The organism is Aeromonas sp. 96A, from assembly GCF_051919165.1.
Taxonomy (GTDB): domain Bacteria; phylum Pseudomonadota; class Gammaproteobacteria; order Enterobacterales; family Aeromonadaceae; genus Aeromonas; species Aeromonas veronii.
Window position 1 is genome coordinate 3,181,267 of the sequence record NZ_JBQBFE010000001.1, and the last position, 23,218, is coordinate 3,204,484.

The 23,218-nt window shown below is 61.0% G+C and carries 23 protein-coding genes and 1 pseudogene; 11 read left to right on the plus strand and 13 right to left on the minus strand.

Translation table 11 applies throughout. The annotated features are described in order from the left end of the window. Positions 1-110 precede the first annotated feature (110 nt). The 3 genes from ACTG2W_RS14645 to ACTG2W_RS14655 form a co-directional block, all read right to left on the minus strand. Positions 111-989, minus strand: coding sequence for a DMT family transporter (locus ACTG2W_RS14645; RefSeq protein WP_019444869.1), 879 nt, complete (start codon positions 987-989; stop codon positions 111-113). A 33-nt stretch (positions 990-1,022) separates the two neighbouring features. Then, the gene (locus tag ACTG2W_RS14650; protein WP_106843555.1) at positions 1,023-1,943 is read right to left on the minus strand and encodes an ABC transporter substrate-binding protein; all 921 of its coding nucleotides are present in this window, start codon (positions 1,941-1,943) and stop codon (positions 1,023-1,025) included. Positions 1,944-2,063: 120 nt separating this feature from the next. After that, positions 2,064-3,116, minus strand: coding sequence for a porin (locus tag ACTG2W_RS14655; RefSeq protein WP_440016317.1), 1,053 nt, complete (start codon positions 3,114-3,116; stop codon positions 2,064-2,066). A 221-nt stretch (positions 3,117-3,337) separates the two neighbouring features. On the opposite strand from ACTG2W_RS14655, the gene glpX reads away from it, so the two are divergent. Further along, entirely contained in the window at positions 3,338-4,348 is a 1,011-nt protein-coding gene (gene glpX, locus ACTG2W_RS14660; RefSeq protein ID WP_005336386.1) for a class II fructose-bisphosphatase, read from the plus strand. 131 nt (positions 4,349-4,479) lie between these two features. Next, on the plus strand, positions 4,480-4,731 hold the full coding sequence (locus ACTG2W_RS14665; RefSeq protein WP_005336384.1) for a YkgJ family cysteine cluster protein: 252 nt from the start codon (positions 4,480-4,482) through the stop codon (positions 4,729-4,731). 71 nt (positions 4,732-4,802) lie between these two features. Here the strand turns inward: ACTG2W_RS14665 and ACTG2W_RS14670 are convergent, their stop codons facing one another. From ACTG2W_RS14670 to hemC, 4 genes are read right to left on the minus strand one after another with little or no spacing between them, the layout of a single operon-like run. Then, a complete protein-coding gene (locus ACTG2W_RS14670) occupies positions 4,803-5,966 on the minus strand; it encodes a heme biosynthesis HemY N-terminal domain-containing protein (protein WP_106843456.1) in 1,164 nt (387 codons plus the stop codon). Between the two features lie 10 nt (positions 5,967-5,976). Beyond that, positions 5,977-7,026: a uroporphyrinogen-III C-methyltransferase gene (locus ACTG2W_RS14675; RefSeq protein WP_106843457.1), complete on the minus strand. Its 1,050-nt coding sequence runs from the start codon at positions 7,024-7,026 to the stop codon at positions 5,977-5,979. Beyond that, positions 7,023-7,757 (minus strand): uroporphyrinogen-III synthase, encoded by a 735-nt coding sequence (locus tag ACTG2W_RS14680; RefSeq protein WP_106843458.1) that lies wholly within the window; start codon positions 7,755-7,757, stop codon positions 7,023-7,025. The genes ACTG2W_RS14675 and ACTG2W_RS14680 overlap by 4 nt, the downstream gene beginning before the upstream one ends. Next, complete coding sequence (gene hemC, locus ACTG2W_RS14685; RefSeq protein WP_139740585.1) at positions 7,754-8,683, minus strand: hydroxymethylbilane synthase; 930 nt, start codon at positions 8,681-8,683, stop codon at positions 7,754-7,756. Before hemC ends, ACTG2W_RS14680 begins: the two co-directional genes overlap by 4 nt. Positions 8,684-9,006: 323 nt before the next feature. On the opposite strand from hemC, the gene ACTG2W_RS14690 reads away from it, so the two are divergent. Continuing rightward, the gene (locus ACTG2W_RS14690; RefSeq protein WP_421308545.1) at positions 9,007-11,526 is read left to right on the plus strand and encodes a class I adenylate cyclase; all 2,520 of its coding nucleotides are present in this window, start codon (positions 9,007-9,009) and stop codon (positions 11,524-11,526) included. A 63-nt stretch (positions 11,527-11,589) separates the two neighbouring features. On the opposite strand, the gene ACTG2W_RS14695 is transcribed toward ACTG2W_RS14690, so the two are convergent. Both ACTG2W_RS14695 and cyaY read right to left on the minus strand, forming a co-directional pair. Then, positions 11,590-12,243, minus strand: coding sequence for an alpha/beta hydrolase (locus tag ACTG2W_RS14695; RefSeq protein ID WP_128834407.1), 654 nt, complete (start codon positions 12,241-12,243; stop codon positions 11,590-11,592). Then, a complete protein-coding gene (cyaY, locus tag ACTG2W_RS14700; protein ID WP_069554181.1) occupies positions 12,240-12,554 on the minus strand; it encodes an iron donor protein CyaY in 315 nt (104 codons plus the stop codon). Before cyaY ends, ACTG2W_RS14695 begins: the two co-directional genes overlap by 4 nt. 73 nt (positions 12,555-12,627) lie before the next feature. Here cyaY and lptM point away from each other — a divergent pair, with 73 nt between their 5' ends. The 6 genes from lptM (at position 12,628) to ACTG2W_RS14730 (ending at position 17,466) form a co-directional block, all read left to right on the plus strand. After that, on the plus strand, positions 12,628-12,804 hold the full coding sequence (gene lptM, locus ACTG2W_RS14705) for an LPS translocon maturation chaperone LptM (protein WP_019444858.1): 177 nt from the start codon (positions 12,628-12,630) through the stop codon (positions 12,802-12,804). A gap of 32 nt (positions 12,805-12,836) precedes the next feature. Further along, complete coding sequence (lysA, locus tag ACTG2W_RS14710) at positions 12,837-14,087, plus strand: diaminopimelate decarboxylase (RefSeq protein ID WP_088868282.1); 1,251 nt, start codon at positions 12,837-12,839, stop codon at positions 14,085-14,087. Between the two features lie 75 nt (positions 14,088-14,162). Beyond that, complete coding sequence (gene dapF, locus ACTG2W_RS14715; protein ID WP_005336371.1) at positions 14,163-14,993, plus strand: diaminopimelate epimerase; 831 nt, start codon at positions 14,163-14,165, stop codon at positions 14,991-14,993. Positions 14,994-15,084: 91 nt separating this feature from the next. Then, positions 15,085-15,765: a DUF484 family protein gene (locus ACTG2W_RS14720; protein ID WP_005336370.1), complete on the plus strand. Its 681-nt coding sequence runs from the start codon at positions 15,085-15,087 to the stop codon at positions 15,763-15,765. Continuing rightward, positions 15,758-16,723 (plus strand): tyrosine recombinase XerC, encoded by a 966-nt coding sequence (gene xerC, locus ACTG2W_RS14725; RefSeq protein ID WP_106843462.1) that lies wholly within the window; start codon positions 15,758-15,760, stop codon positions 16,721-16,723. The genes ACTG2W_RS14720 and xerC overlap by 8 nt, the downstream gene beginning before the upstream one ends. 32 nt (positions 16,724-16,755) lie before the next feature. Beyond that, a complete protein-coding gene (locus ACTG2W_RS14730) occupies positions 16,756-17,466 on the plus strand; it encodes an HAD-IA family hydrolase (RefSeq protein ID WP_106843463.1) in 711 nt (236 codons plus the stop codon). Positions 17,467-17,542: 76 nt separating this feature from the next. Here the strand turns inward: ACTG2W_RS14730 and ACTG2W_RS14735 are convergent. After that, positions 17,543-17,940: pseudogene (locus ACTG2W_RS14735) on the minus strand (STY0301 family protein). A 45-nt stretch (positions 17,941-17,985) separates the two neighbouring features. Further along, positions 17,986-19,512 (minus strand): mechanosensitive ion channel family protein, encoded by a 1,527-nt coding sequence (locus ACTG2W_RS14740; protein WP_064339228.1) that lies wholly within the window; start codon positions 19,510-19,512, stop codon positions 17,986-17,988. Between the two features lie 145 nt (positions 19,513-19,657). Here ACTG2W_RS14740 and ACTG2W_RS14745 point away from each other — a divergent pair, with 145 nt between their 5' ends. After that, on the plus strand, positions 19,658-20,041 hold the full coding sequence (locus ACTG2W_RS14745; RefSeq protein WP_040069030.1) for a hypothetical protein: 384 nt from the start codon (positions 19,658-19,660) through the stop codon (positions 20,039-20,041). A gap of 12 nt (positions 20,042-20,053) precedes the next feature. Here the strand turns inward: ACTG2W_RS14745 and ACTG2W_RS14750 are convergent, their stop codons facing one another. Both ACTG2W_RS14750 and yjgA read right to left on the minus strand, forming a co-directional pair. Then, positions 20,054-20,836 carry a gamma-glutamyl-gamma-aminobutyrate hydrolase family protein gene (locus ACTG2W_RS14750; RefSeq protein ID WP_106843465.1) on the minus strand — a complete coding sequence of 261 codons (783 nt, stop codon included), beginning with the start codon at positions 20,834-20,836 and terminating at the stop codon, positions 20,054-20,056. Positions 20,837-21,232: 396 nt separating this feature from the next. Then, the gene (gene yjgA, locus ACTG2W_RS14755; protein ID WP_005336359.1) at positions 21,233-21,757 is read right to left on the minus strand and encodes a ribosome biogenesis factor YjgA; all 525 of its coding nucleotides are present in this window, start codon (positions 21,755-21,757) and stop codon (positions 21,233-21,235) included. 113 nt (positions 21,758-21,870) lie between these two features. Here yjgA and pmbA point away from each other — a divergent pair, with 113 nt between their 5' ends. Next, the gene (gene pmbA / locus ACTG2W_RS14760; RefSeq protein ID WP_040068810.1) at positions 21,871-23,214 is read left to right on the plus strand and encodes a metalloprotease PmbA; all 1,344 of its coding nucleotides are present in this window, start codon (positions 21,871-21,873) and stop codon (positions 23,212-23,214) included. The last annotated feature ends 4 nt before the right edge of the window (positions 23,215-23,218 follow it).

A 23,218-nucleotide genomic window follows, 5' to 3' on the forward strand; every position in this document is an offset into this window, starting at 1 on the left:
TAAACATTTACGCCCGGGCCGACACTTATTTCCATTATTGGTATTCGGCATATTTGGCGGAGTGAATTACGCCATCCTGCCTAATAAATACGCACCAATGGCGACAGCGCTTATCCTCCCAGCCGGGTCAGCAGCACGCCGCCAGTGATAATGGCCGCCGCCGTCAGCCGCATGCGCCCGAGCGGCTCTTTCAGCAGCCAGACCGAGAGCAGCATGGCAAACAGCACACTGCTTTCGCGCAGAGCCGCAACCACGCCAATGGGGGCTTGGGTCATGGCCCAGATAACAATCCCGTAGGCGAGCAGTGACATGGCACCTCCGGTGGCGCCAACCAGTGCATATTGGCGGATCTGGCGCCATGCGTTGCGCTTTTGGTGGACGAGCAACACCAGCAGCATCGCCAGCCCGGTACAGGCAAAGAGCCAGAGGGTGTAGCGTACCGGTTCACCCCCTGCGCGGGCGCCGGCTCCATCCGAGAGGGTATAGGTCGCCGTGAACATGGCCGTTATCAGTGCTGCTCGAACCGCTTTGCTGTCAAGGCGCTGCTGCCCGCCTCGCCAGGCCATCAGCAAGACCCCCATGATCAGCACGCAGGCGCCGATGATGCCGCCGTAACCGGGGTAGTCCCCCAGCAGCAGGGCACTTAACGCCATGGCGAGCAGTGGGGCACTGCCACGGGCCAGCGGATAGATCTGGCCAAAATCGCCCTGATTGTAGGCATGGCTGAGAAACAGGCAGTAACCGATATGGAGCAGGACTGAGAGGCCGAGCCAGGGCAGCTCGGCAGCAGAGGGAAGCCCCATTGGCAGCAGCGCCACAGCGGCGATAAGCCCTGAGAAGATCGCCACCAGTGACACCCCCACCAACCGCTCTTCGCCAATTTTGACCAGCGCATTCCAGCTGGCGTGAAGCAGGGCTGCCAGAAGAACGGCAAAAAAGACGGTGGTGCTCATGGGAAAGGGCTCTCGGGCGATGGGGGTCAACAGCATACCCGCCCGGAGCCTGATTGGCCGAGATCTTTATCAAGGCTTCGGCTTTGCGGGGCTCGCCTCCTGCGTGGTGGCGTTACCCAGCTGCCCCAGCACCAGTTTGGGATGGGGGTCGGTCTGCAGCGGAATATCCTGCAACTCTGTTCCCTGCTGATGGCGATGGATGATCCCGGCGGCCATCTTGCCCAGCGCCTCGTAGCTGCTGATGGTGCCAACGCTGCAGCCGTGTTCGACGAACAGCTCGGCACTGCAGATGGTAGGGATGGCAGCTTCGTTGAGCGCATTCAGCAGGCGGGGGGCGATGGAGAGCAGATAGCTGTCTGCGGCCAGAAAGACGATGTCGTTTTTGGCATCCTGTTGCAGCCGCTTCAGTTCGTTGTCCAGCCGCCGTGGGTCAGGGGCCATTCGCCAGGTGACCATCTGCCACTGATAGCGTTTCGCTTCATTGAGCAGCATATCAGCCACCAGCAGGGTGTTCTGCTCACGGGGGTTGAAGGGTAGCAGCAGCCGTTTTCCGGTGGCCAGATGCTCGCTGGCGTTGGCCAGTTGCAGTGCCATCGGCACCATGTTGCTTACCCCGGCCACCATGCTGTTCTGGGCTTTGTCTTCCGAGAGGATGTCTGCCCCGACCGGATCGGATACCACGTTGAAGATCAGTGGCTTGCGGTTGGCCACCAGACTCTTGGTCATGGTGGTGGCGGTGGTGCCAAAGGTGTAGATGTAGTCGTATTCGGCCAGTTTCGGCAGCATCTGCTGGCGCAGCATGGTTGCCAGCGCCGTACGATCCTGATCGGCGTTATAGGTGGTGATGGTGGCCTGATAGCCAAGACGGGTCAGCTCTGCCCGAAAGCCCGCTTCGGCTGCGGTTTCACCGCGCCACAGCACCATGGCGATAGAGAGGGCGTGAGCGGGAAGAGCCAGCAGCAACAGCAGGACGAAAAGCAGCCTGACCATGATCATCTCTCCGGCGATACATCTACTGTTGAGCCTAGGCCACTTTCTCCGATCGTGAGCGACGCCCAGCAAAAAGCGCGATGGCAAGCCATCGCGCTTTGGGGATCCGCAAAACCTCGATTAGAAGTCGTAGCGGGCAGCCAGCTGGAAGTCATCCTTGACGTTGAGCTTGCCGCTCTCCTTGCTGTCCAGATTGTTGATGCGGTACTCGCCAATCACCCGCAGGTTCTTGTTGAATTTGTACTGGGCACCCAGGGTGTAGTAATCCACGTTGTCTTTCTTGATGCCAGCCTTGTCCTGCTCCTGTTTGTTCCACAGGGCCATCAGACCGAAGCCGTTCTCGAAATTGTAGCCCAGCGCGGCTTCCCAACCGGTGTGATCAGTGCCGGTCGCCAGGAAGTCGCTGCCATCGGCATAGCTCAGGGCGGCGTAGGCGGCCTTGTTGTCGAACTTGGCGGAGATCAGCCACAGCTTGGCATCTTCTTCACCGCTCTTGTCGCGGATACCGACGTTGTAGGCGGTACCCAGTGACAGGTTGAACGGGAAGGTATAGGCCACGGCAGCACCGTAGGCGGCGTCGCTATCCTTGCTGGTGGTCTCTTCGGTGTCACCACCGTCGAACTTGTAGCTGGTGTCGAGCTGGAAGCCATTGAACAGGCCGGAGTATTTCAGCACGGAACCGGCGCGGTTGGTGGCGAAGGTGTCGGTCTTGGCGCCCAGCGCTTCGTTGCCGTAGCCGTCGGAGAGGGAAACATCAGTCCAGTCGGCCAGAAAACCCGGGGCCCCTTTCTGGCGACCGAAGGTCACGGTGCCCCCAGCGCCGACACCGGCGAACGCCAGACGGGTGCGCAGGTTGTCGGAGTTCTCGCTGATGGTCTTCTCGCTGTCATTGATATACATCTGTACTTCGTACTGAGCCAGAGCCTTCAGGCCGCTCTGGATCTGGGTCTCGGCCTTGGCGCCGAAACGGACAAACTGGTTGGCACCCTGCTTGTCGCTGTATTCGCTTTTCGGTTTGCCGCTGGCATCCAGTTCCTTCTTGTCACCAAAGAAGTGGCCAGCGTAGATACGGCCATAGAGATCCAGCATGGAGGTGTCATTTTTGTACACTTCAACGGCTTGAGCCTGGAAGGCTGCGGTGAGAGCCAGTGCCACTACAGTCAGCTTTTTCATCTTAATCCCTTGTGGTGTTGCAAGCTTTTGTTTTGAAAACGGGGTCATGCTAGGCAGCGGGGATGACAGCGGGGTGACAGTTGGATGAAGAGTCGATGGCAATTGGGTTGCAATTGGATGAATTGGCTACATTCTTGCTCGCAGCGGCTACTTTTGTGCGCAAAGGTTTGCCCTTGTGGTAGAATGCCGCCCGTTTTCGAGCTCCATAGGTTGGATATGCGATGAGACGTGAACTGGCAATCGAGTTTTCCCGAGTGACGGAAGCGGCTGCACTGGCTGGCTACAAGTGGCTCGGACGTGGTGACAAGAATATCGCTGATGGGGCGGCCGTAGCGGCCATGCGCCACATTCTCAACCAGATCGAGATCGATGGTGAGATTGTGATCGGCGAAGGTGAAATTGATGAAGCGCCGATGCTCTATATCGGCGAGAAGGTCGGTACCGGACACGGCGACGCGGTGGATATCGCGGTCGATCCCATCGAGGGTACCCGCATGACCGCCATGGGTCAGGCCAACGCGCTGGCCGTGCTGGCGGTGGGCGACAAGGGTTCTTTCCTGAAAGCGCCTGACATGTACATGGAAAAGCTGATCGTCGGGCCCAAGGCCAAAGGCGCCATCGACCTGGATCAGGCTCTCGAGCTGAACCTGAAGTCCGTGGCCAAGGCGCTGGGCAAGCCGCTCTCCCGTCTGACCGTGATTACCCTGGCCAAGCCGCGTCATGACAAGGCAATCAAGGAGATGCAGGGTCTGGGCGTGCGGGTGTTCGCCATTCCTGATGGTGACGTTGCCGCCTCCATCCTCACCTGTCTGCCGGACAGCGAAGTCGACATGCTGTATGGCATCGGCGGCGCACCGGAAGGGGTGATCTCCGCTGCGGTGATCCGCGCGCTGGATGGCGACATGCAGGCCCGTTTGGTGCCGCGTCACCGCGTCAAGGGCGACAGCCCGGAAGTGCGTGCGCTGGGCGAGCAGGAAATTGCCCGCTGCGAAGCGCTGGGCATCGATGTCAACAAGGTGCTCAAGCTGGAAGACATGGCGAAGAATGACAACGTCATCTTCTCCGCCACCGGCATCACCAAGGGTGATCTGCTGGATGGCATCACCAGCGATGGCGTGATGGCGACCACCGAGACTCTGTTGATCCGTGGTAAATCCCGCACCATTCGTCGTATCAAGTCGATCCATTACCTGGAGCGCAAAGACAGCGTGGTACGCGACATTATCCTGTGATGATGGCTCGCTAACCCGGCTGTGTCTGAAGCCCGATCGCCCGTGCGGTCGGGCTTTTTGTTGTGCGCCAGCTACGTTTGTGCCGCCGCTTCGGCTATGGTGGTTCAGACCGTCCCAAAGGAGTGGAGTCTATGGAGTGTCGTAGTGGCTGCGCTGCCTGTTGCATCGCCCCCAGTATCAGCAGTGCCATTCCCGGTATGCCAGATGGCAAACCGGCTGGCGTCCCCTGTATCCAGCTCGATAGCGCCCTTGGCTGCAAGATCTTCGGTCAACCGGAGCGGCCGGCGGTGTGTGGCGGTTTTCGCCCCATGATGGATGTGTGCGGCAGCCACCGTGCCGAGGCCATCTGGCTGATCGGCGAGCTGGAGCGGCTCACCACCTGACGAGGGCAGGTTGAAGAAATAAAAAAAGAGGCCGCATCATGCGGCCTCTTTTTTTATCTTTTCGCTGGGGATCAGATCCCCGCCAGCTCCAGTGCCTGACGATAGTATTCGTTGGCCTTGTTGGTGAGGCGGCGCTTGTCCATCAGCTGGCCGAGGGCGTGATAGGCGGCGGCGCTCGGCGCCCGCTCCACCTCCTGCTCCAGCAGCTTCTGGGCATCGTCCAGCTGACCGGCCAGCAGATAGAGCTGGGCCAGTGCGGTGTCCACCTCCGGTTGCCCCTGCTGCTTTTGCAACAGCGCCAGCAGCGGCTGATAGCTGTCGAGTTTCAGCTTGGGTAGGCGAGCCAGCAGCTGCGGCATCGGCTGTTTGCGCAGCGCCTCCTGCCACAGGGTGGCGGCCTCGCCGTCGGCGCCCAGCTGGCGCAGCAGATCGCCGTAGCAGGCCAGCAGCTCTGGCTCAAGGCGCAGCTTGCGCGGCAGATCCTGCCACACCGCCTTGAGGGTTTCGAGGCTGCTGGCAGCCTGTTGCAGGCGACCAGACCAGGCCTGTTGCAGCAGCTCTTCTTCCTGTTTCGGGGTCAGCTTGCCTACCTTGTGCAGTGCCGGGATCAGGTCGCACAGAGCGCTCCAGTCCTGACGGGCCAGATGCACCTGGCGCAGCTGATCCAGCACCATGGGGTGGCGCGGGTTGAGGGCGTAGACCGACTCCAGCATCGCCAGCGCCGTGTCGTACTGGCCCTGCTCGATCTGCAGCTGGGTCTGGGTCAGGGTGAGCGCCAGCTCGGCCTTGGGATTCTCCTCCTGCGCTTTTTGCAGGTATTGATCCCGGCGTGCGTCGTCACCACGGGCCTGTGCCGCCTTGGCGGCGCTCAGGTAGTTGAGCAGCGGGGTGTCGCTGTTGCTGGCCCCCTTGATCATCAGCTTTTCAGCCTGACTGTAGTGCCCTTCGGCCATCGCCAGGGTGGCGGCGACGGTCTGTTGATTGGCCTTGCGGCGGCGGCGCGAGCCGTACCAGCCGAGGGTCTTGCGGCGCAGGCCGAATACCCGGCCCAGCAGCCACTCGACGATCAGCAGGGCGCCGTAGAAAAGCACGGCCAGGATCACCGCGCTGGTGACGGAGGATTCGATGGTGTAATTGCCAAGGGCAATCAGCACATAGCCCTTGTTGCCGGAGGCTTGCGGGCCAAAGATCAGCCCTGCGACCATCACGGCGACCAGAATGATTATACGGATCATGGTGCCCTCCTCAGCTACTGGCCAGAATGCGTTGCAGGCGTTCGGTCAGCACCTGCTCCAGCATGGCCTGGGTCTTGAACTGGGCCGGATAGTCGATCTGGATCTGCTCACCCTTGAGCTTGTCGATCTCGCCCTGCATGTAGCGGGTGGCGCTGTTGTCGGTGTCGAAATATTGGGTCAGCCAGCGCTGGGCCTTGTCCAGGCTGTCTTCGTAGAGCGCCTGCTGCTCGCGATAGACGGAGAGCTGGGCCTGCAACAGCTTGGTTTTGAGGTTTTCACGCAGGAAGATCTCCTGCTGCGGCGAGAGCAGCGCCTCGACCGCGCCATCGCGGCGACGGATGGTGACGAAGTTCTCGGTGAACTTGACCCAGTTTTTCTTCAGGTTGCTCTCCCACTCGTCGGGATTGGTGCTGACCGCTTGATCCGGCTCGGTCTTGGCTTCCGGCATGCTGACGGTGGAGAGGGGCAGCAGCTCGATCTGGTCGGACAGCGCCGCCAGCTTGAGGGTCAGCCCCTCGCGGTCGATGCGCGGCATCCCCTTGAGCTTGGCGATATCCTCGGCCAGCGCCTTGCGGATCGGCATCAGGCTGGGGTCGTTGAGAGCGGCGATCCGCTCGTCGGCATTGCCGAGCAGGGTGATGGCGGAGACGAGGTCATGCTCCAGCCACAGCTTGCGGCCCGCCATCCGTACCAGATACTCGGATTCGGCCAGCATCCAGTCGTTGGGGCGCTTGTCATTCAGGTCCAGTACCCGGTTCTGCAGACCCTGCATCTCCCCTTGCAGCCGCTGCTGGGTTTGATCCAGCGCGGCCAGCTGCTCGGCATCCTTGCTGCTGGTCTGGTCGATCTTGCTCAGGGCGCTCGCCAGCTGCTGCTTGAGCTGGGCCAGTTCGGCTTGCTGGGCCACGGCATTCTTGTGACCGTGCAGATAGAGACCGCCGGTCAGGCCAAGGGCCAGCAGGATGGCGACCCCTCCCAGTACGGCACCGGAGCGGCTCTTGCTGCCATTGACCGCAGCGGTCGGCTGGGGTTTTACCTGGGATTCTTGTTGTTCTGTCATTCCATCTTCCTCAGTTCCAGTGCGGCCGTCAGGGCCTGGTTGGATGCACCTTGGGCAATCGTGATATGGATAAAGCCCGCGGAGTGGGCCATCTCGGCCACGCGCGGGCTGGGGACCACCAGCAGGCGGTCAAAAAGCCAGGGCCGCTGGTGGTCGGGAACCAGCTCCAGCAGCCGTTGCAGCAGTTCACCACTGGTAATGAGCAGGCTGTCCAGCCCCGCTGCCTGCCAGTGGCGGGTCAATGTCTCCCCGTCCAGCTCGGGGTAGTGGCGTTCATAGGCCGCACAATAGTGCACCAGAGCACCGCGTGAGGCCAGTGTGCTGGCGATGAGATCCCGCCCGCCATTGCCGCGCAGGATCAGTACCCGTTTGCCTGCTACCTGCTGCAGGGCGGGCAGGGCCAGCAGCCCTTCGCTGCGCGGGTCATCCGGGCAGCTCGCCGTGATGCCGATGGCTGCAAACGCATCTGTGCTGGCCTGACCCACCGCAAAGTACTCAATATGTGGCCAGGTCTGACCAGTTTGCAACAGAAAATCGTGTGCAAAATGAACGGCATGGATGCTGACGGCGATAACCACGTCGGCACTGCGCAGCAGGTCGGGCAGGAGAGGGAGTTCGCTGCCCGCCACGGTTTCCAGCAGCGGGCAGCAGAGTGGTGCATGGCCGTGCTGGCGCAACAACTGCACCAGTTCGGCGGCCTGGGCGGCCGGACGCACCACCAGCGGGGTCATGCGCGGTAGACCTCGGCGAGGATCTCGTCGGCACCGGCGGCCAGCAGGCGCTGGGCCAGTTGCTCGCCGAGGGCCTCACCATCGGCCAGCGGGCCGCGGATCTCGTCACGGATTACCTGGCTGCCATCCGGGCTACCCACCAGACCGCGCAGCCAGATCTGCTCGCCTTCGACCAGTGCGTAGGCACCGATAGGCACCTGACATCCCCCTTGCAGGGCGCGATTCATGGCGCGTTCGGTCAGCACCCGGGCGCGGGTCTCGGCGTGCTCCAGCGGCGCCAGCAGGGCGTGAAGCTCAACATCGTCGAGGCGACATTCGATACCGACGGCACCCTGACCGTTGGCGGGCAGGCTCTGCTCCGGCTCGATAAAGGCGGTGATGCGGTGCGCCATCTCCAGTCGTTTCAGACCGGCGGCGGCGAGGATGATGGCGTCGTACTCACCGGCATCCAGCTTGGCGAGGCGGGTGTTGACGTTGCCACGTAGGTCGCGGATCACCAAATCCGGGCGCGCCGCGCGCAACTGGCACTGGCGGCGCAGGCTGGAGGTGCCGACCACGGCCCCTTGCGGCAGTTCGGCAATAGCCTTGAAACGGTTGGAAACGAAGGCGTCGCGGGGATCTTCCCGCTCGCAGATAGTGTGCAGACCAAGTCCCTCGGGGAACTCCACCGGCACGTCTTTCATGGAGTGAACGGCGATATCGGCCCGCCCTTCCAGCATGGCGGTCTCCAGCTCCTTGACGAACAACCCCTTGCCACCGACCTTGGCCAGCGGGGTATCGAGGATCTTGTCACCCTGAGTGCTCATGGGCACCAGTTCGACCTGCAACTGCGGGTGCAGGGCTTCGAGCCGGTCTTTGACAAAGTTGGCCTGCCACAGGGCCAGAGGGCTCTTGCGAGTGGCAATTTTCAGGGTTCGGGCTGCCATATCAATCAGTTGTTTCATTTTTAGAAGGAAATCGATATTACCACCCTTTGCCCGGGCTTTCATGGCGGAGCCGGCAAAAGCGGGGCCAAGCTCAAAAATGCATGCTGAAAATGATTTTCATTAAGCAAGCGGCCTTGATTAATTCATTGAATGCATTGGAATTTAATGATTTCCCCTGATACTTGATGTGGTCATACCAGAAATAATCTGACGTTTAGCTGAAGGCTTGTTTACCACCGCTGTTTGCATTGTTAACATGATCACACTTTTTTGACGTATCCCTCTTTTGGTGCGTCATTTTCACTTAGGTGATAGGCAGGGCATTGCAGGAACACATCGATACGCTGGTTGCGCGTTATGACGACATTACCCGTCTCAAGACGCAACGGGCGTTAGGTCTCATGAGTCGCTACGGGCAGCAGGTATTCCAACTGCTGCCCGTCATGCTGCACTTCAATCACCCCCTGCTCCCCGGTTATGTCTCCGGTGATGTTCCTCATGGCATCTGGAGCTTCAGCGCCAGCGCCGAGCAGCAAGCCTTTATCGATGACCTCTGTCGCAACGCCAACTGTCAGAGCGGCCTGGCAACCCATGATCGAGCCATTCAGGGGCTCTACTCCATGGGCAGCACCTCCTCCATCGGCCAGTGCTGTCACTCCGATCTCGATATCTGGGTTTGCCACGTGGCTGGCTTGTCGCAGGAGCGGCTCGCCCTGCTGGAGCAGAAGTGCCGGTTGCTCTCCAAGTGGGCGGAGCAGCGCGGGGTCGACCTCAACTTCTTCCTGATCCCCGAAGACAAGTTCCGCCAGACCAACGATGCCGAGATGCAGGGAGAGAGCTGTGGCAGCGCCCAGCACCTGCTGCTGCTTGACGAGTTCTACCGCAGCGCCATGCGTATCGCGGGCAAACGCTTGATCTGGTATCTGGTGCCCACCGAGTGTGATGATCACTACGATGAGTATGTGAACGAGCTGTTCGAGAGCGGCAAGCTCAAGCAGGATGACTGGCTCGATCTGGGCAGTTTTGACCGTATTCCGGCCGAAGAGTATTTCGGCTCCGCCCTGTGGCAGCTCTACAAGGGGATCGACTCCCCCTACAAGGCGGTGCTCAAGTCGGTGCTGATGGAAGCCTACTCCCACGAGTATCCCAACACCCGCCTGCTGTCGATGATCAGCCGCGACTGGTTCCAGCACAACGAGGGGATGCACTACCGGCTCGACAACTACTGTCTGATGCTGGACAAGGTGACCAACTACCTCAAGTCCATCGGCGACATGGCGCGGCTCGATCTGGTGCGCCGCTGCTTCTACCTCAAGGTGTGCGACGGTCTCAGCCATCCCAAGGATGATCACTCCCCCGAGTGGCGCCGCGAGCAGATGAGCCAGCTGGTCTCCTACTGGGGCTGGAGTCAGGACAAACTTTATCAACTCGATCATCGCCATGAGTGGAAGATCGAAGAGGTGAAGATCGCTCACGCCGAGCTGCTGGAAGCCCTGATGCAGAGCTACCGCAACCTGATCCAGTTCGCCCGCCGCAACAACATCAGCGAGTCGATCAACCCGGAAGATATCGGCATTCTGTCGCGCAAACTCTACGCCGCGTTCGAGAGCCTGCCGGGCAAGGTGCAGCGCATCAACCTCAAGATCGCGCCGGATCTCAGCGAGCCGGATCTCAGCTTCGTGCAGGTGCCGCATGGTCGCCTCAACCGCGCCGGCTGGTATCTCTACAAACATTCGCTGGAGCCGGTGGACATCATTGGCCGCGCGCCGCTGGAGTTCAACGGCTACATCAGCAAGCTGGTCTCCTGGGCCTACTTCAACGATCTGCTGACCCCCCAGTCGCGGGTGCACCTGTTCAATCAGGGCTCGGATCTGCACATCGACAATCTGCACCAGTTCTGCCGCGATCTCTCCGGCTGCTTCCCCGAGAAGTACCCGCTCGCCACCAACCTGGCGCTCAGTCGGCCGTGCGAGATCCGTCAGCTCTCCATCTTCCTCAACCTAGAGATGGACCCGACCAGCCACTGGGTCGGTCAGGTGATCGAATTTGACGCCAATACCGTGGATGTCTTCTCGTTCGGTCGCAATCAGGAGTGTCTGGTGGGTTCGGTGGATCTGGTCTATCGCAACTCCTGGAGCGAGATCCGTACTCTGCACTTCCAGGGGGATGAAGCTGTGGTCGATGCCCTCACCACCATCCTCGGCAAGATGCATCAGGATGCCGCCGCCCCCGAGATGATCGAGGTGTTCTGCTATAGCCAGCACTTCCGATCTCTGGTGCGCACCCGTTTCCAGAAGCTGGTGGCGGAGTGTATCGATCTGCGCCTTGCCCGCGACAAGCAGCAGCTGGTCAAGACCATGGCCCTTGGCCGCGAGAAGTACGGCATCTTCTTCGAGCGGCGCGGGGTGTCGGTGAAGAAGCTGGAGAACGCCATCGATTTTTACCGTCACATCTCCCACAACAAGCTGGATCACCTGCCGCTGCGGCTCGACAAGACCCACAGCCAGCATCTGCCGAGCATCGTCGATGCCTACGCCAGCGAAGGGTTGGTGCAGTTCTTCTTCGATACCCGGGATGCGGGCACCAACATCTATATCCTCGATGAGGCGAACCGGGTGGAGATCTACCAGCACTTTGCCGGCAACAAGGATGAGCTGGTGGCGGGGGTCAACCGCTTCTACACCTCCAACCACGAGCGGTTCAGCGATGATGGTCAGTTCATCAACTTCAACCTGCCCCAGTACTACGAGATAGTGCAGCAGGGGAGCGAGCTGGCAGTGATCCCCTATCGCAGCCAGGGAGCTCCGCGTGAGCAGGTGTCACCCACTCGTGATGTCGGGTGACCCGCGAGGGTAAGTCGCCATAAAAACGGCCTGCAGATGCAGGCCGTTTGCTTTTGCGGTTGCTCAGGCGCCGAGGCGGGCCAGCAGCCAGCTGCGAATGTCGCCCAGCTGCGGGCGGCAGATCTCGTGACGCATCGGGTACTCGTGCCACTCGGGGGCGAGTCCGGCGCTTTCCAGCCGGTTTTTGGCATCCCAACCGAGCGACAGGCTCACCACATCGTCATAGATGCCGTGCATGTAGCAGATGGGCAGGGAGCGAGCGGCCTCGCTCATCTCGCCGAGCAATTTGTCGGGGGCGGCCAGATAGGTGGACATGCAGAGCAGGCCCGCCAGCGTTGTCTGATAGCGCAGCGCGGTGAAGGAGGCAATCACCCCGCCCTGAGAGAAGCCCGCCAGTACGATGCGCTCGGGGGCAAACCCGTCGGCCACCAGCTGATCGAGCAATGCGGCAATCTGGTCGGCGGATTCACGGACATGGGACTCCACTGCCCGCTCGGCGGGGTCCTCGAAGCTCTTGATGTCGTACCAACCGCGCATCTTGTAGCCCATGTTGATAGTGATGGGGCGCTCGGGGGCATCCGGCAGCAGGTGACGTACCGGTAGCTCGGCGGGCAGATCCAGTGCGTTCACCAGCGGGGCGAGACCGGCGCCGGAATCACCCAGCCCGTGTAGCCAGATCACCGCATGACGGGCGCCCTGCGGGTGCAGGTCGATCATGGGAACACCACCTCTTCGCCCGCCTGGGCGGTGCAGGATTGGCTCAGCAGCGCCTTGAGCTCGTGGCCGAAGCGGTTGTCGATCCAGGTGTCACCCTGCAGTTCGAAGTGGAAGCCGTTCTCGCGGGTGGCGACCCAAATCTGGTGCAGTGGCTCCTGCTTGTTGATGATGACCTTGGTCTTGTTCTCGAAAGAGAGGGTCAATACGCCGCCGTTGCGTTCGCAGTCGATATCCGGATACCCCTCGTCGAGCGTGTCTTCCACATATTGGAAAAAGGCGTCGGTCAGGGCGTGATACTCGTGATCCTTCATCGGTTTATCCTGTTGCTTTTAACAATGTGAGTGCGATTATAGAGGGCCAAAAATTTTTTCGCAGCGAACCATTATGATCACTCAGTTCACCAAGTGTCTGCTTGCCACTCTTCTGTCCCTCGGGTTGGCCGCGTGCGGTCTGAAGGGGCCGCTCTATATGCCGCCCCCCGAGCAGCCACAGAGCCAGAGTACACCGCAAGCAGCACCGCCTGCGACCACTGAGGCTGCCACCGAGGCCGCGCCGCACTAATGCCGCACCCATTCTAGGAAGGAACCGCCCCCTTGGATCACTTTAACTACGACGCCGACGGCCAGCTTCAGGCCGAGCAAACCTCGCTGCAACAGCTTGCCGAGCAGTACGGTACCCCGCTTTACGTCTACTCCCGTGCGACCCTCGAGCGCCACTGGCACGCCTTCGACAAGGCCGCTGGCGATATTCCCCATCTGATCTGCTATGCGGTGAAAGCCAACTCCAACCTGGCGCTGCTCAACCTGCTGGCTCGTCTGGGCTCGGGGTTTGACATCGTCTCTGGTGGCGAGCTGTCGCGGGTACTGGCGGCGGGCGGTGATCCGGCCAAGGTGGTCTTCTCCGGTGTTGCCAAGAGTGAAGCGGAGATGCGCCTTGCGCTGGATAAAGAGATCCTCTGCTTCAATCTGGAGTCGGAAGCCGAGCTGGAGCGCCTCAATCGGGTGGCGGGCAGCATGGGCAAGAAGGCTCGCGTCTCGGTGCGGGTCAATCCGGATATCGATGCCGGTACTCACCCCTATATTTCCACTGGCCTCAAACAGAACAAGTTCGGCATCCCCATCGAGCTGGCGCCAGCCATCTATCGCAAGGCGGCCGCGATGGCGAACATCGAGATCGTCGGGGTGGATTGCCATATCGGCTCGCAACTCACTGAATTAAATCCCTTTATGGAAGCGGCTGACAAGTTGCTGCGGCTGATCGACGGTCTGGCGGCGGAAGGGATTCATATCCACCATCTGGATGTGGGCGGCGGTCTGGGGGTCAACTACGGTTCCGAGCAGCCACCCCATCCGACCGAGTATGCCGAAGCGCTCAAGCAGAAGCTGGCGGGCCGGGATCTGACCCTGCTGTTCGAGCCGGGCCGCGCCATCGTCGCCAATGCCGGTGTGCTGCTGACCCGGGTCGAGTACCTGAAGCCGGGCGAGACCCGCAACTTCGCGCTGATCGATGCCGGCATGAACGACATGCTGCGCCCCTCGCTCTACGGCGCCTGGATGAACATCATCGAGGTGGATAGCCGTGCCGGCCATGCTCCCGCGATCTATGACGTGGTGGGCCCGGTGTGCGAGACCGGCGACTTCCTCGGCAAGGAGCGCACCTTGGCCATTGCCGAGGGCTCCCTGCTGGCAGTGCGTTCGGCCGGAGCCTACGGCTTTACCATGTCATCCAACTACAACACCCGTCCGCGCGCAGCCGAAGTGCTGGTGGATGGTGCCGAAGCACACCTGATCCGCGAGCGTGAGCAGTTGGCCGATCTCTGGCGCGGTGAGCACCTGCTGCCCTGATGGCGCAGGCTGGGACAATGATTTCATAACGGTTGACGGTGAGTTTTTACAGCCCTAACAGCACAGGAATGCACGATGTTGATAGATTTTTCCAAGATGCATGGCTTGGGCAACGACTTCATGGTGGTGGATGGCGTCACCCAGAAGGTATTTTTCAGCAATGACGTCATCAAGAAGCTGGCAGATCGCCACTTCGGGATCGGCTTTGACCAGCTGCTGCTGGTGGAGCCGCCCTATGACCCTGAACTCGACTTTCACTATCGCATTTTCAATGCCGATGGCAGCGAGGTGGAGCAGTGTGGCAACGGTGCCCGCTGTTTTGCCCGTTTCGTGCGTCTCAAGGGGCTGATAAACCGGGATCGCATCGCGGTCAGCACCGCCCGGGGTCGCATCGTGTTGCAGCTGGAGGGGGAGAACCAGGTCACGGTCAACATGGGTGTTCCCCAGTTTGAGCCGGGCAAGATCCCGTTCCGGGCCCAGAAGGCAGAGAAAACCTATCTGTTGCGGGCGCAGGAGCATACCGTGATGTGTGGCGTGGTCTCCATGGGTAATCCCCACTGCGTCATCGAGGTGCCTTCGGTCGCCGATGCACCGGTCGAGACGCTCGGTGCCATCATGGAGCGCCACGAGCGTTTCCCTGAGCGGGTCAACGTCGGCTTCATGGAGATGGTCAACGCCACCGAGATCAAGCTGCGTGTATTCGAAAGGGGCTGTGGCGAGACCCTGGCCTGTGGCACCGGTGCCTGTGCGGCGGCGGTGATTGGCATCAGTCAGGGCAAGCTCAAGGAGCGGGTCACCGTCAGTCTGCCGGGCGGCAAGCTGACCATCGCCTGGAAGGGGCCGGGCCAGCCGGTCTATATGACAGGTCCCGCCGAGCATGTGTTTGACGGCCAGATAGAGGTTTAGCCGATAAAGGTTCAGGTACGGGGGGCGTTGGCCCCCTTTGCCCATGATGTCGGGGCAGCGAGCCCCATTTCTCTGATGGATCAACCAATTTATGAGCGAACTCAAACGGCAGGAGCAATCGGTGGATGAAGCCACTGTGCTGGAGTACCTGGCCCGTTATCCCGAGTTTTTCCAACGCCATGCCGCCGTGCTGGACCGGATCCGCATTCCCCATGAACGCAAAGGGTCGGTCTCGCTGGTCGAGCGCCAGCTGGAGCGTCAGCGCGAGCGGATCGAACAGCTGGAGCAGGAGATCACCGAATTGATGGGGATCGCCAGCGAAAACGAGCGGATCTTCCGGGTCTATGCCGATCTCTACGGCGAGCTGTACGGCTGCCAGACCCTGTTCGAGGTAAGTGCCGTGATGGGCAAGGCCTTTGTCCAGCGGCTGCGCCTGACCGGGCTGCGGCTCTGGCTCAATCCCAAGAAGTTTGCCCTGAGCGGGCCCGAGCAGCGCTTTCTGGCGCAGGGCAAGCAGCTCGAATCCCTGCTGGGTCAGCGTCTGCCGGGGCAGGATTACTACTTTGGCCGCCTGAGCCAGAGCGAGAAGCAGGCGCTGTTTGGCCATGATGTGCTGGTCAACTCGGTGGCCCTGATGCGGCTCGGCGATCTCGGTGTGCTGGCCTTCGCCAGCTCGGATCCCGGCCACTTTACTCCCCACAACGACACCCTGCTGCTGGGCCAACTGGGGCGCCTGCTGCAACTGCGTCTGCCCGAGTTGACTCATGGCTAGAACACCGGCCAAAGCACCCGTCATCGCACCGCCACTGCCTGCGGCACTGGCGGACGAGCTGGCGGCCTTTATCGAATACCTGAGGGTCGAGCGTCAGCTCAGCCCTCATACCCGCAATAACTATCAAGCCCATCTGGAGGCGATGACCGCCGAGCTGGTGGCCCTCGGACTCACTGATTGGGGTCGGCTCGAGGCGAGTCAGGTGCGCACTCTGGTGACCCGGATGCACAAGGCGGGCCTTGCTCCTCGTTCCCTTTCCACCAAGGTTTCTGCCCTGCGCAGCTTTTGCGACTGGCAGGTGCGGCAGGGTCGGCTGACCGCCAATCCGGCTCGCGGCATCGTCACCCCCAAACAGGGGCGGCCGCTGCCGAAAAACCTCGATGTGGACGAGATGCACCAGCTGCTCAACATTACCGATGAACAGGATCCGCTGGCGGTGCGGGATCGCGCCATCATGGAGCTGATGTACTCTTCAGGGCTGCGTCTGGCCGAGCTGGTGGGGATCAATCTGGTGGATTTGAAGCTCGACGACCGTCAGCTCAAGGTGACCGGCAAGGGCTCGCGGGAGCGGGTGCTGCCCATCGGCCGGATGGCGGTGGAGTGGCTGCAGAAGTGGCTCAAGGTGCGGCCGTTGCTGGCCGGGGACGAGAGTGAGGCGCTGTTTGTCTCCAGCCGCAAGCAGCGGCTGTCGGCCCGCTCGGTACAGGCCCGCCTCGATGGCTGGGGCAACAAGCAGGCGCTCAACGCCCACGTCCATCCCCACAAGCTGCGCCACAGCTTCGCCACCCATATGCTGGAGTCCTCCGGCGATCTGCGGGCGGTGCAGGAGCTGCTGGGACATGCCGACCTCTCTACCACCCAGATCTATACCCACCTCGACTTCCAGCATCTGGCCAAGGTCTACGACAGCGCTCACCCCAGGGCCAAGCGTGACCCGGATGCGCAGGACGATGAATAACGGGCCCTGAGCCCCGTTGCAGAGGAGAGTCCATGCACTTTTATCGCCGCTGGCAGCCGGTTGCTGCCATCTCGTTTGACCTCGATGACACCCTCTATGACAACGGCCCCGCCATCGTGCGCGCCGAGCAGTGGATGTTGAGCCATCTGCGCAGCGAATATCTGGCCACCGCCATGCTCGACAAGCCACGCTGGCTGGAGTTAAAACGCGCCGTGTTGCTGGCCAACCCCGAGCTGCGCCACGATGTCAGCCTGGCGCGCCAGCAGACCATCCGCGCCGCCATGGTGGCGGGGGGCATGGCTGACCAGCATGCCAGTCGCGAGGCGGAGCAGGTGTTTGCTGCGTTTCTGGCAGAGCGCTCGAAGATCGAGGTGAGCGAGTCCACTCATCAGCTGCTGGCCAGACTGGCCGAACGCTACCCGCTGGTGGTCATCACCAACGGCAATCTGGATCTGGCGCAGGCAGGGCTGGATCGCTACTTCACGCTGGTCTGCAAGGCGGGGGCGGGCGCCAGGATGAAACCGGCGCCGGATATGTTTGAGCAGACCCGCAGCGCCCTCAAGCTGCCAGCGGGGCGGATCCTCCATGTGGGGGATCATCCCGAGACCGATGTACTGGGTGCCCGTCTGCATGGCTTTCGCGCCGCCTGGCTCAACGAACGGCAGCAACCGTGGCAACAGCTGCAACTGTTGCCGGACGTGGAGCTGACGGCACTGGAGGAGCTGGCCGAGCTGCTGCTCTGATAGCGCTGGCGGGTGGCCACGCTCAGGCGGTAATGGCTGTCAGCGAATAGCGATATATGGCAAGGGGTTACGCCCGCTATTTGCGACAAACCAACCCGAGCAGGGTGTAGCGATCGCGCTGGTTGACGCGGCAGTAGCTGATGCCGACGGGCAGCGCCTGCTGCAGGGTGATGGCGCTGTTCTGATAGCGGCAGACCAGATAGAGCGGGCGCAGGCTGCTATCGAGCTGGCTCCAGTAGTGGGTCTCGTCGCTGTCGCCATTATCCGGTTTGAGTTGGGCCAGCTCGGCAGATCTCCGTCGAACAGGGCCAGATTATCGAGCCGGTGACTGAGGGTTTCGTCCGGTTTGCCATCGTCATTGCGGGTGAACGCCTGCCAGCCCTGCTGCGGGGTCAGCAGCTGCTGTCGAGTCTCGATGGTGGCGGGACAATCAAATTGCAGGCTGGCGGCAAGGGCCAGGGTAGTCAGTAACATGGCTGCGGTTCTCTCTTCACGTCCTCAATACGATGCCATGCTACGTCATCTTCCGCCGAACAGCTTCATCAGCTTATCAAGCAGATCAAGCTGTTGTGGTGGTTGCTTCATGGCTTCCGCCTCCCGCTCCAGCAGCGCCTGCTGCTCCTGCTGGCGGTCGCTCAGCACCCGGTAGAGGGGCTCGACCAGCGCCTCACGCTGCATCACCAGTTCCTGAAACATTGCCTGATTGATGCGATAGGTTTCGACGGTGGCCACCGCCCGTACCGTGAAGGAGCTGGGCTCGCCGGTGAGCAGGCTCAGTTCGCCAAAGAAGTCTCCCGCGTTGAGCGTACCAAGCTTCAGCTCTCGTCCCTCGACATTGACCACCATCTCGGCTTCCCCTTTGACCAGCACGAACAGCCAGCTGGAGACATCTCCCTGCTCCAGCATGATGTCGCCGCTGACGAAGGGGGCGAACTTCACCTGATCGGCCAGCTGAAGCAGCTCATTCTCCTGCAACATGGCAAACAGCGGCAGCTTGCGCAGGGTATCGGTTCGTTCGGCGGTGTGGCGCTTGTGGCGGGCATCCAGATGCTGCTTCTCCTTGGCCATAAAGACGTTGAAGATCGGCGGGGTGAGGCGGCGATCGTTGCGACGCAGGGCGGCATCGATCAGGCTGCGCACCATGGAGTCGGTCGGATCGTCGCGAGCCAGGTCAGTGAGCCAGTAGCGCACCGCATAGCGGGCAATCCCTCCTTCGACGTTCATCAGCAGGCAGTCCGGTTGTGGATGCTTGGCGACGCAGGGGAGCTTGGTCTCCCGCAGGGATTTCTCGATCAGCGCGATGATCTGGGTCGGCAGGGTATCCAGGGTCAGATCGAACCAGACCCAGCGCCGCCACTGCAAGGGTTCGCCACGGCGACGCCCGAGCACGGTGAAGCGCTGTTTAAGCAGGTGGCTGTTGGGGATGACGACTGTCTCCCAGTTGCGGGTCTCGATGGTGGTAGCACGCCAGTTGATCTCCACCACCCGGCCCTGGGTGGTGTCGACTTGCAGCCAGTCACCGATGGCGATGGAGTTGTCGAGCTGAATGGAGACCCCGGCCAGCAGGTTGCCCAGGGTGTCCTGCATGGCGAAGGCGATGACCGCTGTGATCACCGCCGAGGTGGTGACTATCTCTCCGAGCGCCATGCCGGAGGCGTAGAGGCGAAACAGACCCCAGCCGATATAGCCGATGGTGATGACGATATCGGCGATGATCCGCGGGATCCGCACATGGCAGAGGGGGAGCAGAAACTCGAACAGCAGGATCCCCCATATCTTGACCAGTATCAGGCCAGCCAGCAGGGTGGAGATCTCGATCAGCAATTGATGGGGCAGCGGCAGTTTGAACCAGCCCCCTTCCAGCTGGATCAGCAGGATCACCACCGCGCTAATCATCACGAAACTGAGCTCGGAGAGCAGCTCCCGTCGCTGTCCCGGACGGCGCCAGAAGTGGAGCAGCATCAGGGATAGGGTGAGCAGGGTCCAGAACGGGTGTTCGCCAATCCAGATCAGCGTCGGTAGCGCGGTGAGGTTTTCGCCAGCCATAGCAGCACCTTATTGTGGTTTTATTTCCAGCATAGCTGCTACGGCGCGGGGAAATGGTGCGTTGGGGCGGCAATTTATTTATCCTGTGCAGAACCGGGCAAAGGAGTGCGATTGAGTGAAATTTTCAAAGAAAATCATCTGTTTGATGGCCCTGTTGCCATTGGCTGGCTGCGACCTGCTGGCCGAGAAGTATCGGGTCGAATTCCGGGATGGCTCCTGGCGTGAAATAGCCATTACCCCCTTCTCCAGCGAGGCACGCTGGCGCGAGGGGTGTGCCACCGGCGAGGTGCTGAGCGACATGAAGGTGCCCATCAAGCGGGGCGACACGGTCAATGGTCGCGAGCAGCTGCTGATCGGCGGCGAGAAGTTCGAGCTGGATGACAATAACCTCTACCGCAGCAACGGCATGGTGTTTGGCCATTCGCCTGATCATATCCAGCGCGGGCTCAAGGGGATGGATATCTGCCGCACCTTGCGCCCCGAGCGGGGTGGACTGCCCAAGCTCAAGGCGCGCGGGTTTGGCGACTGAATCGATGAGGGGTTAACTCGCTGCCATCAATGCACAACGCTGGTGGCAGGCATCGCCAAAGGCTTGAAAGATCTTGATGGAGTGGGGGTTTTCATTGGCTTTCCACTCCGGATGCCACTGCACTGCCAGCAAAAAGGGTGACAGTGCGGGAGCATGAAGTGCCTCTATCAGCCCATCTTCGGCGTGGGCCAACGGCTCCAGACCCTTCCCCAACCGGTTAATGCCCTGTCCATGCAGGGAGTTGACCGGAATCTGTTCTTCCCCCATCAGTTCGGCAAACCAGCTGCCCGGCAGCAGTTTGATCTGATGGCTCGGCCCATACTGCTCGTCGACCGGATCGTCGGCATCCTCCCGGTGATCGTCATAACCCGGCTCGTTATAGACCTTCTGATGAATGTCTCCCCCCAGCGCCACGTTGATCTCCTGCAGGCCGCGGCAGATCCCGAGGATCGGCAAACCACGGGCGAGCGCTCCCTTGATGAGGGGCAGGTCGAACAAATCGCGATCCCTGTCTTGCTGTTTTTCCGGCGTGAGGTTCTCCTGGCCGTAGAGGGCCGGATCGATATTGGAACCTGCACCACTCAGATAGACCCCATCGGCGAGATCCAGATACTGCTCCAGATCGGTGGTGCCGCAGCAGGTGGGCACCAGCAGCGGGACGCAGCCGCTTATCTCCACCAGCGGCATGATGTATTTGTGGGTCATCACCTGATAGGCGTGGCCGTTGCGGGGCTGGGCGCCCATGGTCATCAGTACGACAGGTTTACGGGGAGCGGGAGGCAGGGGATTTGGCATAGGGCACCTTGATTATCCTTGGCGTTGAAGTCTCATCCTGCGCCTTGGGCAGGCCCTTGCAAACCGGCAGGGCAAGGGCATGCCTCAAGGCATGGTCATGGGATCCCGCGTCGGGCCGGGTGACAGAATCGTTGGTCAGCCTGGGCAGCGACAGCCTGGATCCTCTCTTCAGTCTGCCAAGGCCGTTCAATATGTCAAACAAAACGATGCAAAATTGTTAACGGATTTATCTTGGACTGCTCTTAAGCGGCGATTTAACGGGGCTGTTGAGATGAGCCGTTAGGGCTGGGGCTGCAAAATGGTGGATATATTAAACGCGCAGGGATGGCGGGGTATGGGGAGAGGAAAAGGCATCAATAGAAGCACGCCTCCCCGAGGGGAGGCGTGTTTCGGGGATCACAGCAGGTCTTCGATCTCGCCGCGCAGATACTGGTACATCTCGCGGTAGGCGACCGGCGGCTTGTTCAGCTCCCGCTCCTTGTTGGCGGAGCGGATCAGCTGGCGCAGCTTCTGGCGATCCAGCTCGTGGAACTGGGACATCAGCTCGTTGAGGGCGCTGTCACCTTCGGTGATCAGGCGCTCGCGCCACTGCTCCAGGCGATGCAAGCGGGCATTCACGGTGGAGTGACGGTTCTTGATGATGGAGAGCGCTTCGGCAATCGGCTCGATATCGCGGCTGCGCATCAGGCGGCCGATGAACTGCAGATGGCGACGGAAGGACTCATCCTTCTTCGGCTTGAGTTTGCGCCCCAGCTCTACCGCTTCGGCCAGCTCTTCATCCAGCGGGATTTTTTCCAGCTCGCTGTGGCTGAGGGAGACGATCTCTTCCCCCATTTTCTGCAATGCTTCGGCATCGCGCTTGAGCTGGCTCTTGCTGGGGCCCCAGTCTTCGAACTCGTTGTCGTCTTGATATTGACTCATCGGTCTCTTGATTCCTGTCATTCACGTTTGGCGGATATGTTACCAGCTTCTCCCGCTGGGCGCAGGGGTCTGATATGCTTACCCCCTTTCCTTCCTTCATACAGATGTGAGTTATGGATCAGCAAGACCAAATCCGCCAGGATCAAGCCCATCTCGAGGCCGTGGTTGCCGAAGCCCTGGAGATAGCCAAAGGACTGGGCGCCTCGCTGGCCGAAGTCTCCATCAGCAAGCAGACCGGGTTGTCGGTGAACACCCGGGGTTGTGAACTGGAAAGCATTGAATTCAATAAGGATGGCGCCCTCGGTATCGCCGTCTATCGCGATGGTTGCAAGGGATCTTCCTCGACCACCGATCTGAGCAAACCCGCCATTCGCGCTGCCGTTGAAGCGGCTATCGAGATTGCTCGCCACACCTCGGCCGATGATTGCGCCGGTCTGGCGGACGCCGAGCTGCTGGCCTGGGATGCCCCCGATCTACAACTGTGTCACCAAATCGAACTGGATCCCCAGCGCGGTATCGAACTAGCCATCGAGTGCGAGCGGCTGGCGCTTGGTCGCGATGCCCGCATCAAGCACTCCGACGGTGCCGGTTTCTCCAGCCATCTCGGCATCAAGGTCTATGGCAACAGCCACGGCTTCGTCAAAGGCTACGCGGCGTCGCGCAACTCACTGAGCTGCGTGCTGATCGGCGAGCAGGATGGCGATATGCAGCGTGATTACGGCTACTCCTCCAGCCGTACCCTCGACGGGCTCTGGAGCCCGCAGCGCATTGCCGACGAAGCCGTTGAGCGTACCGTCTCCCGCCTCGGCGCCCGCAAGATCTCTACCCGTCATGCGCCTGTGCTGTTCCACCCGGACACAGCCTCCGGCCTGTGGGGCCATCTGGTGATGGCCATCAGCGGTGGCAACCTCTATCGCAAGTCGAGCTTCCTGCTCGACAAATTGGGCAAGCAGATCCTGCCCGAGTGGCTCACCATTCAGGAGTTCCCCCACCTGCTGGGCGGGCTCGCCAGTACCCCGTTCGATGGCGAAGGGGTGCGTACCCGCGACATGGATATCATCCGTAACGGCGAGCTGATGAGCTGGCTGCTTACCTCCTACTCCGCTCGCAAGCTGGGGCTGACTACTACGGGTCACGCCGGTGGCATCCACAACTGGCAGGTCTCCAATACTGGCCAGGATTTTCAGGGCATGCTGAAAGAGATGGGCACCGGTCTGCTGGTGACCGAGTTGATGGGGCAGGGGGTCAATATCGTCAATGGCGACTACTCCCGCGGCGCTGCCGGTTTCTGGGTCGAGAATGGCGAGATAGCCTATCCGGTCGAGGAGATCACCATCGCCGGCAATCTGGCCGAGATGTTCAGTCATATCGTGGCGGTGGGTCGTGACGAGGATGAGCGCTCCAGTCTCAAGACCGGCTCGGTGCTGGTAGAGAATATGAAGCTGGCGGGCCACTGATCCG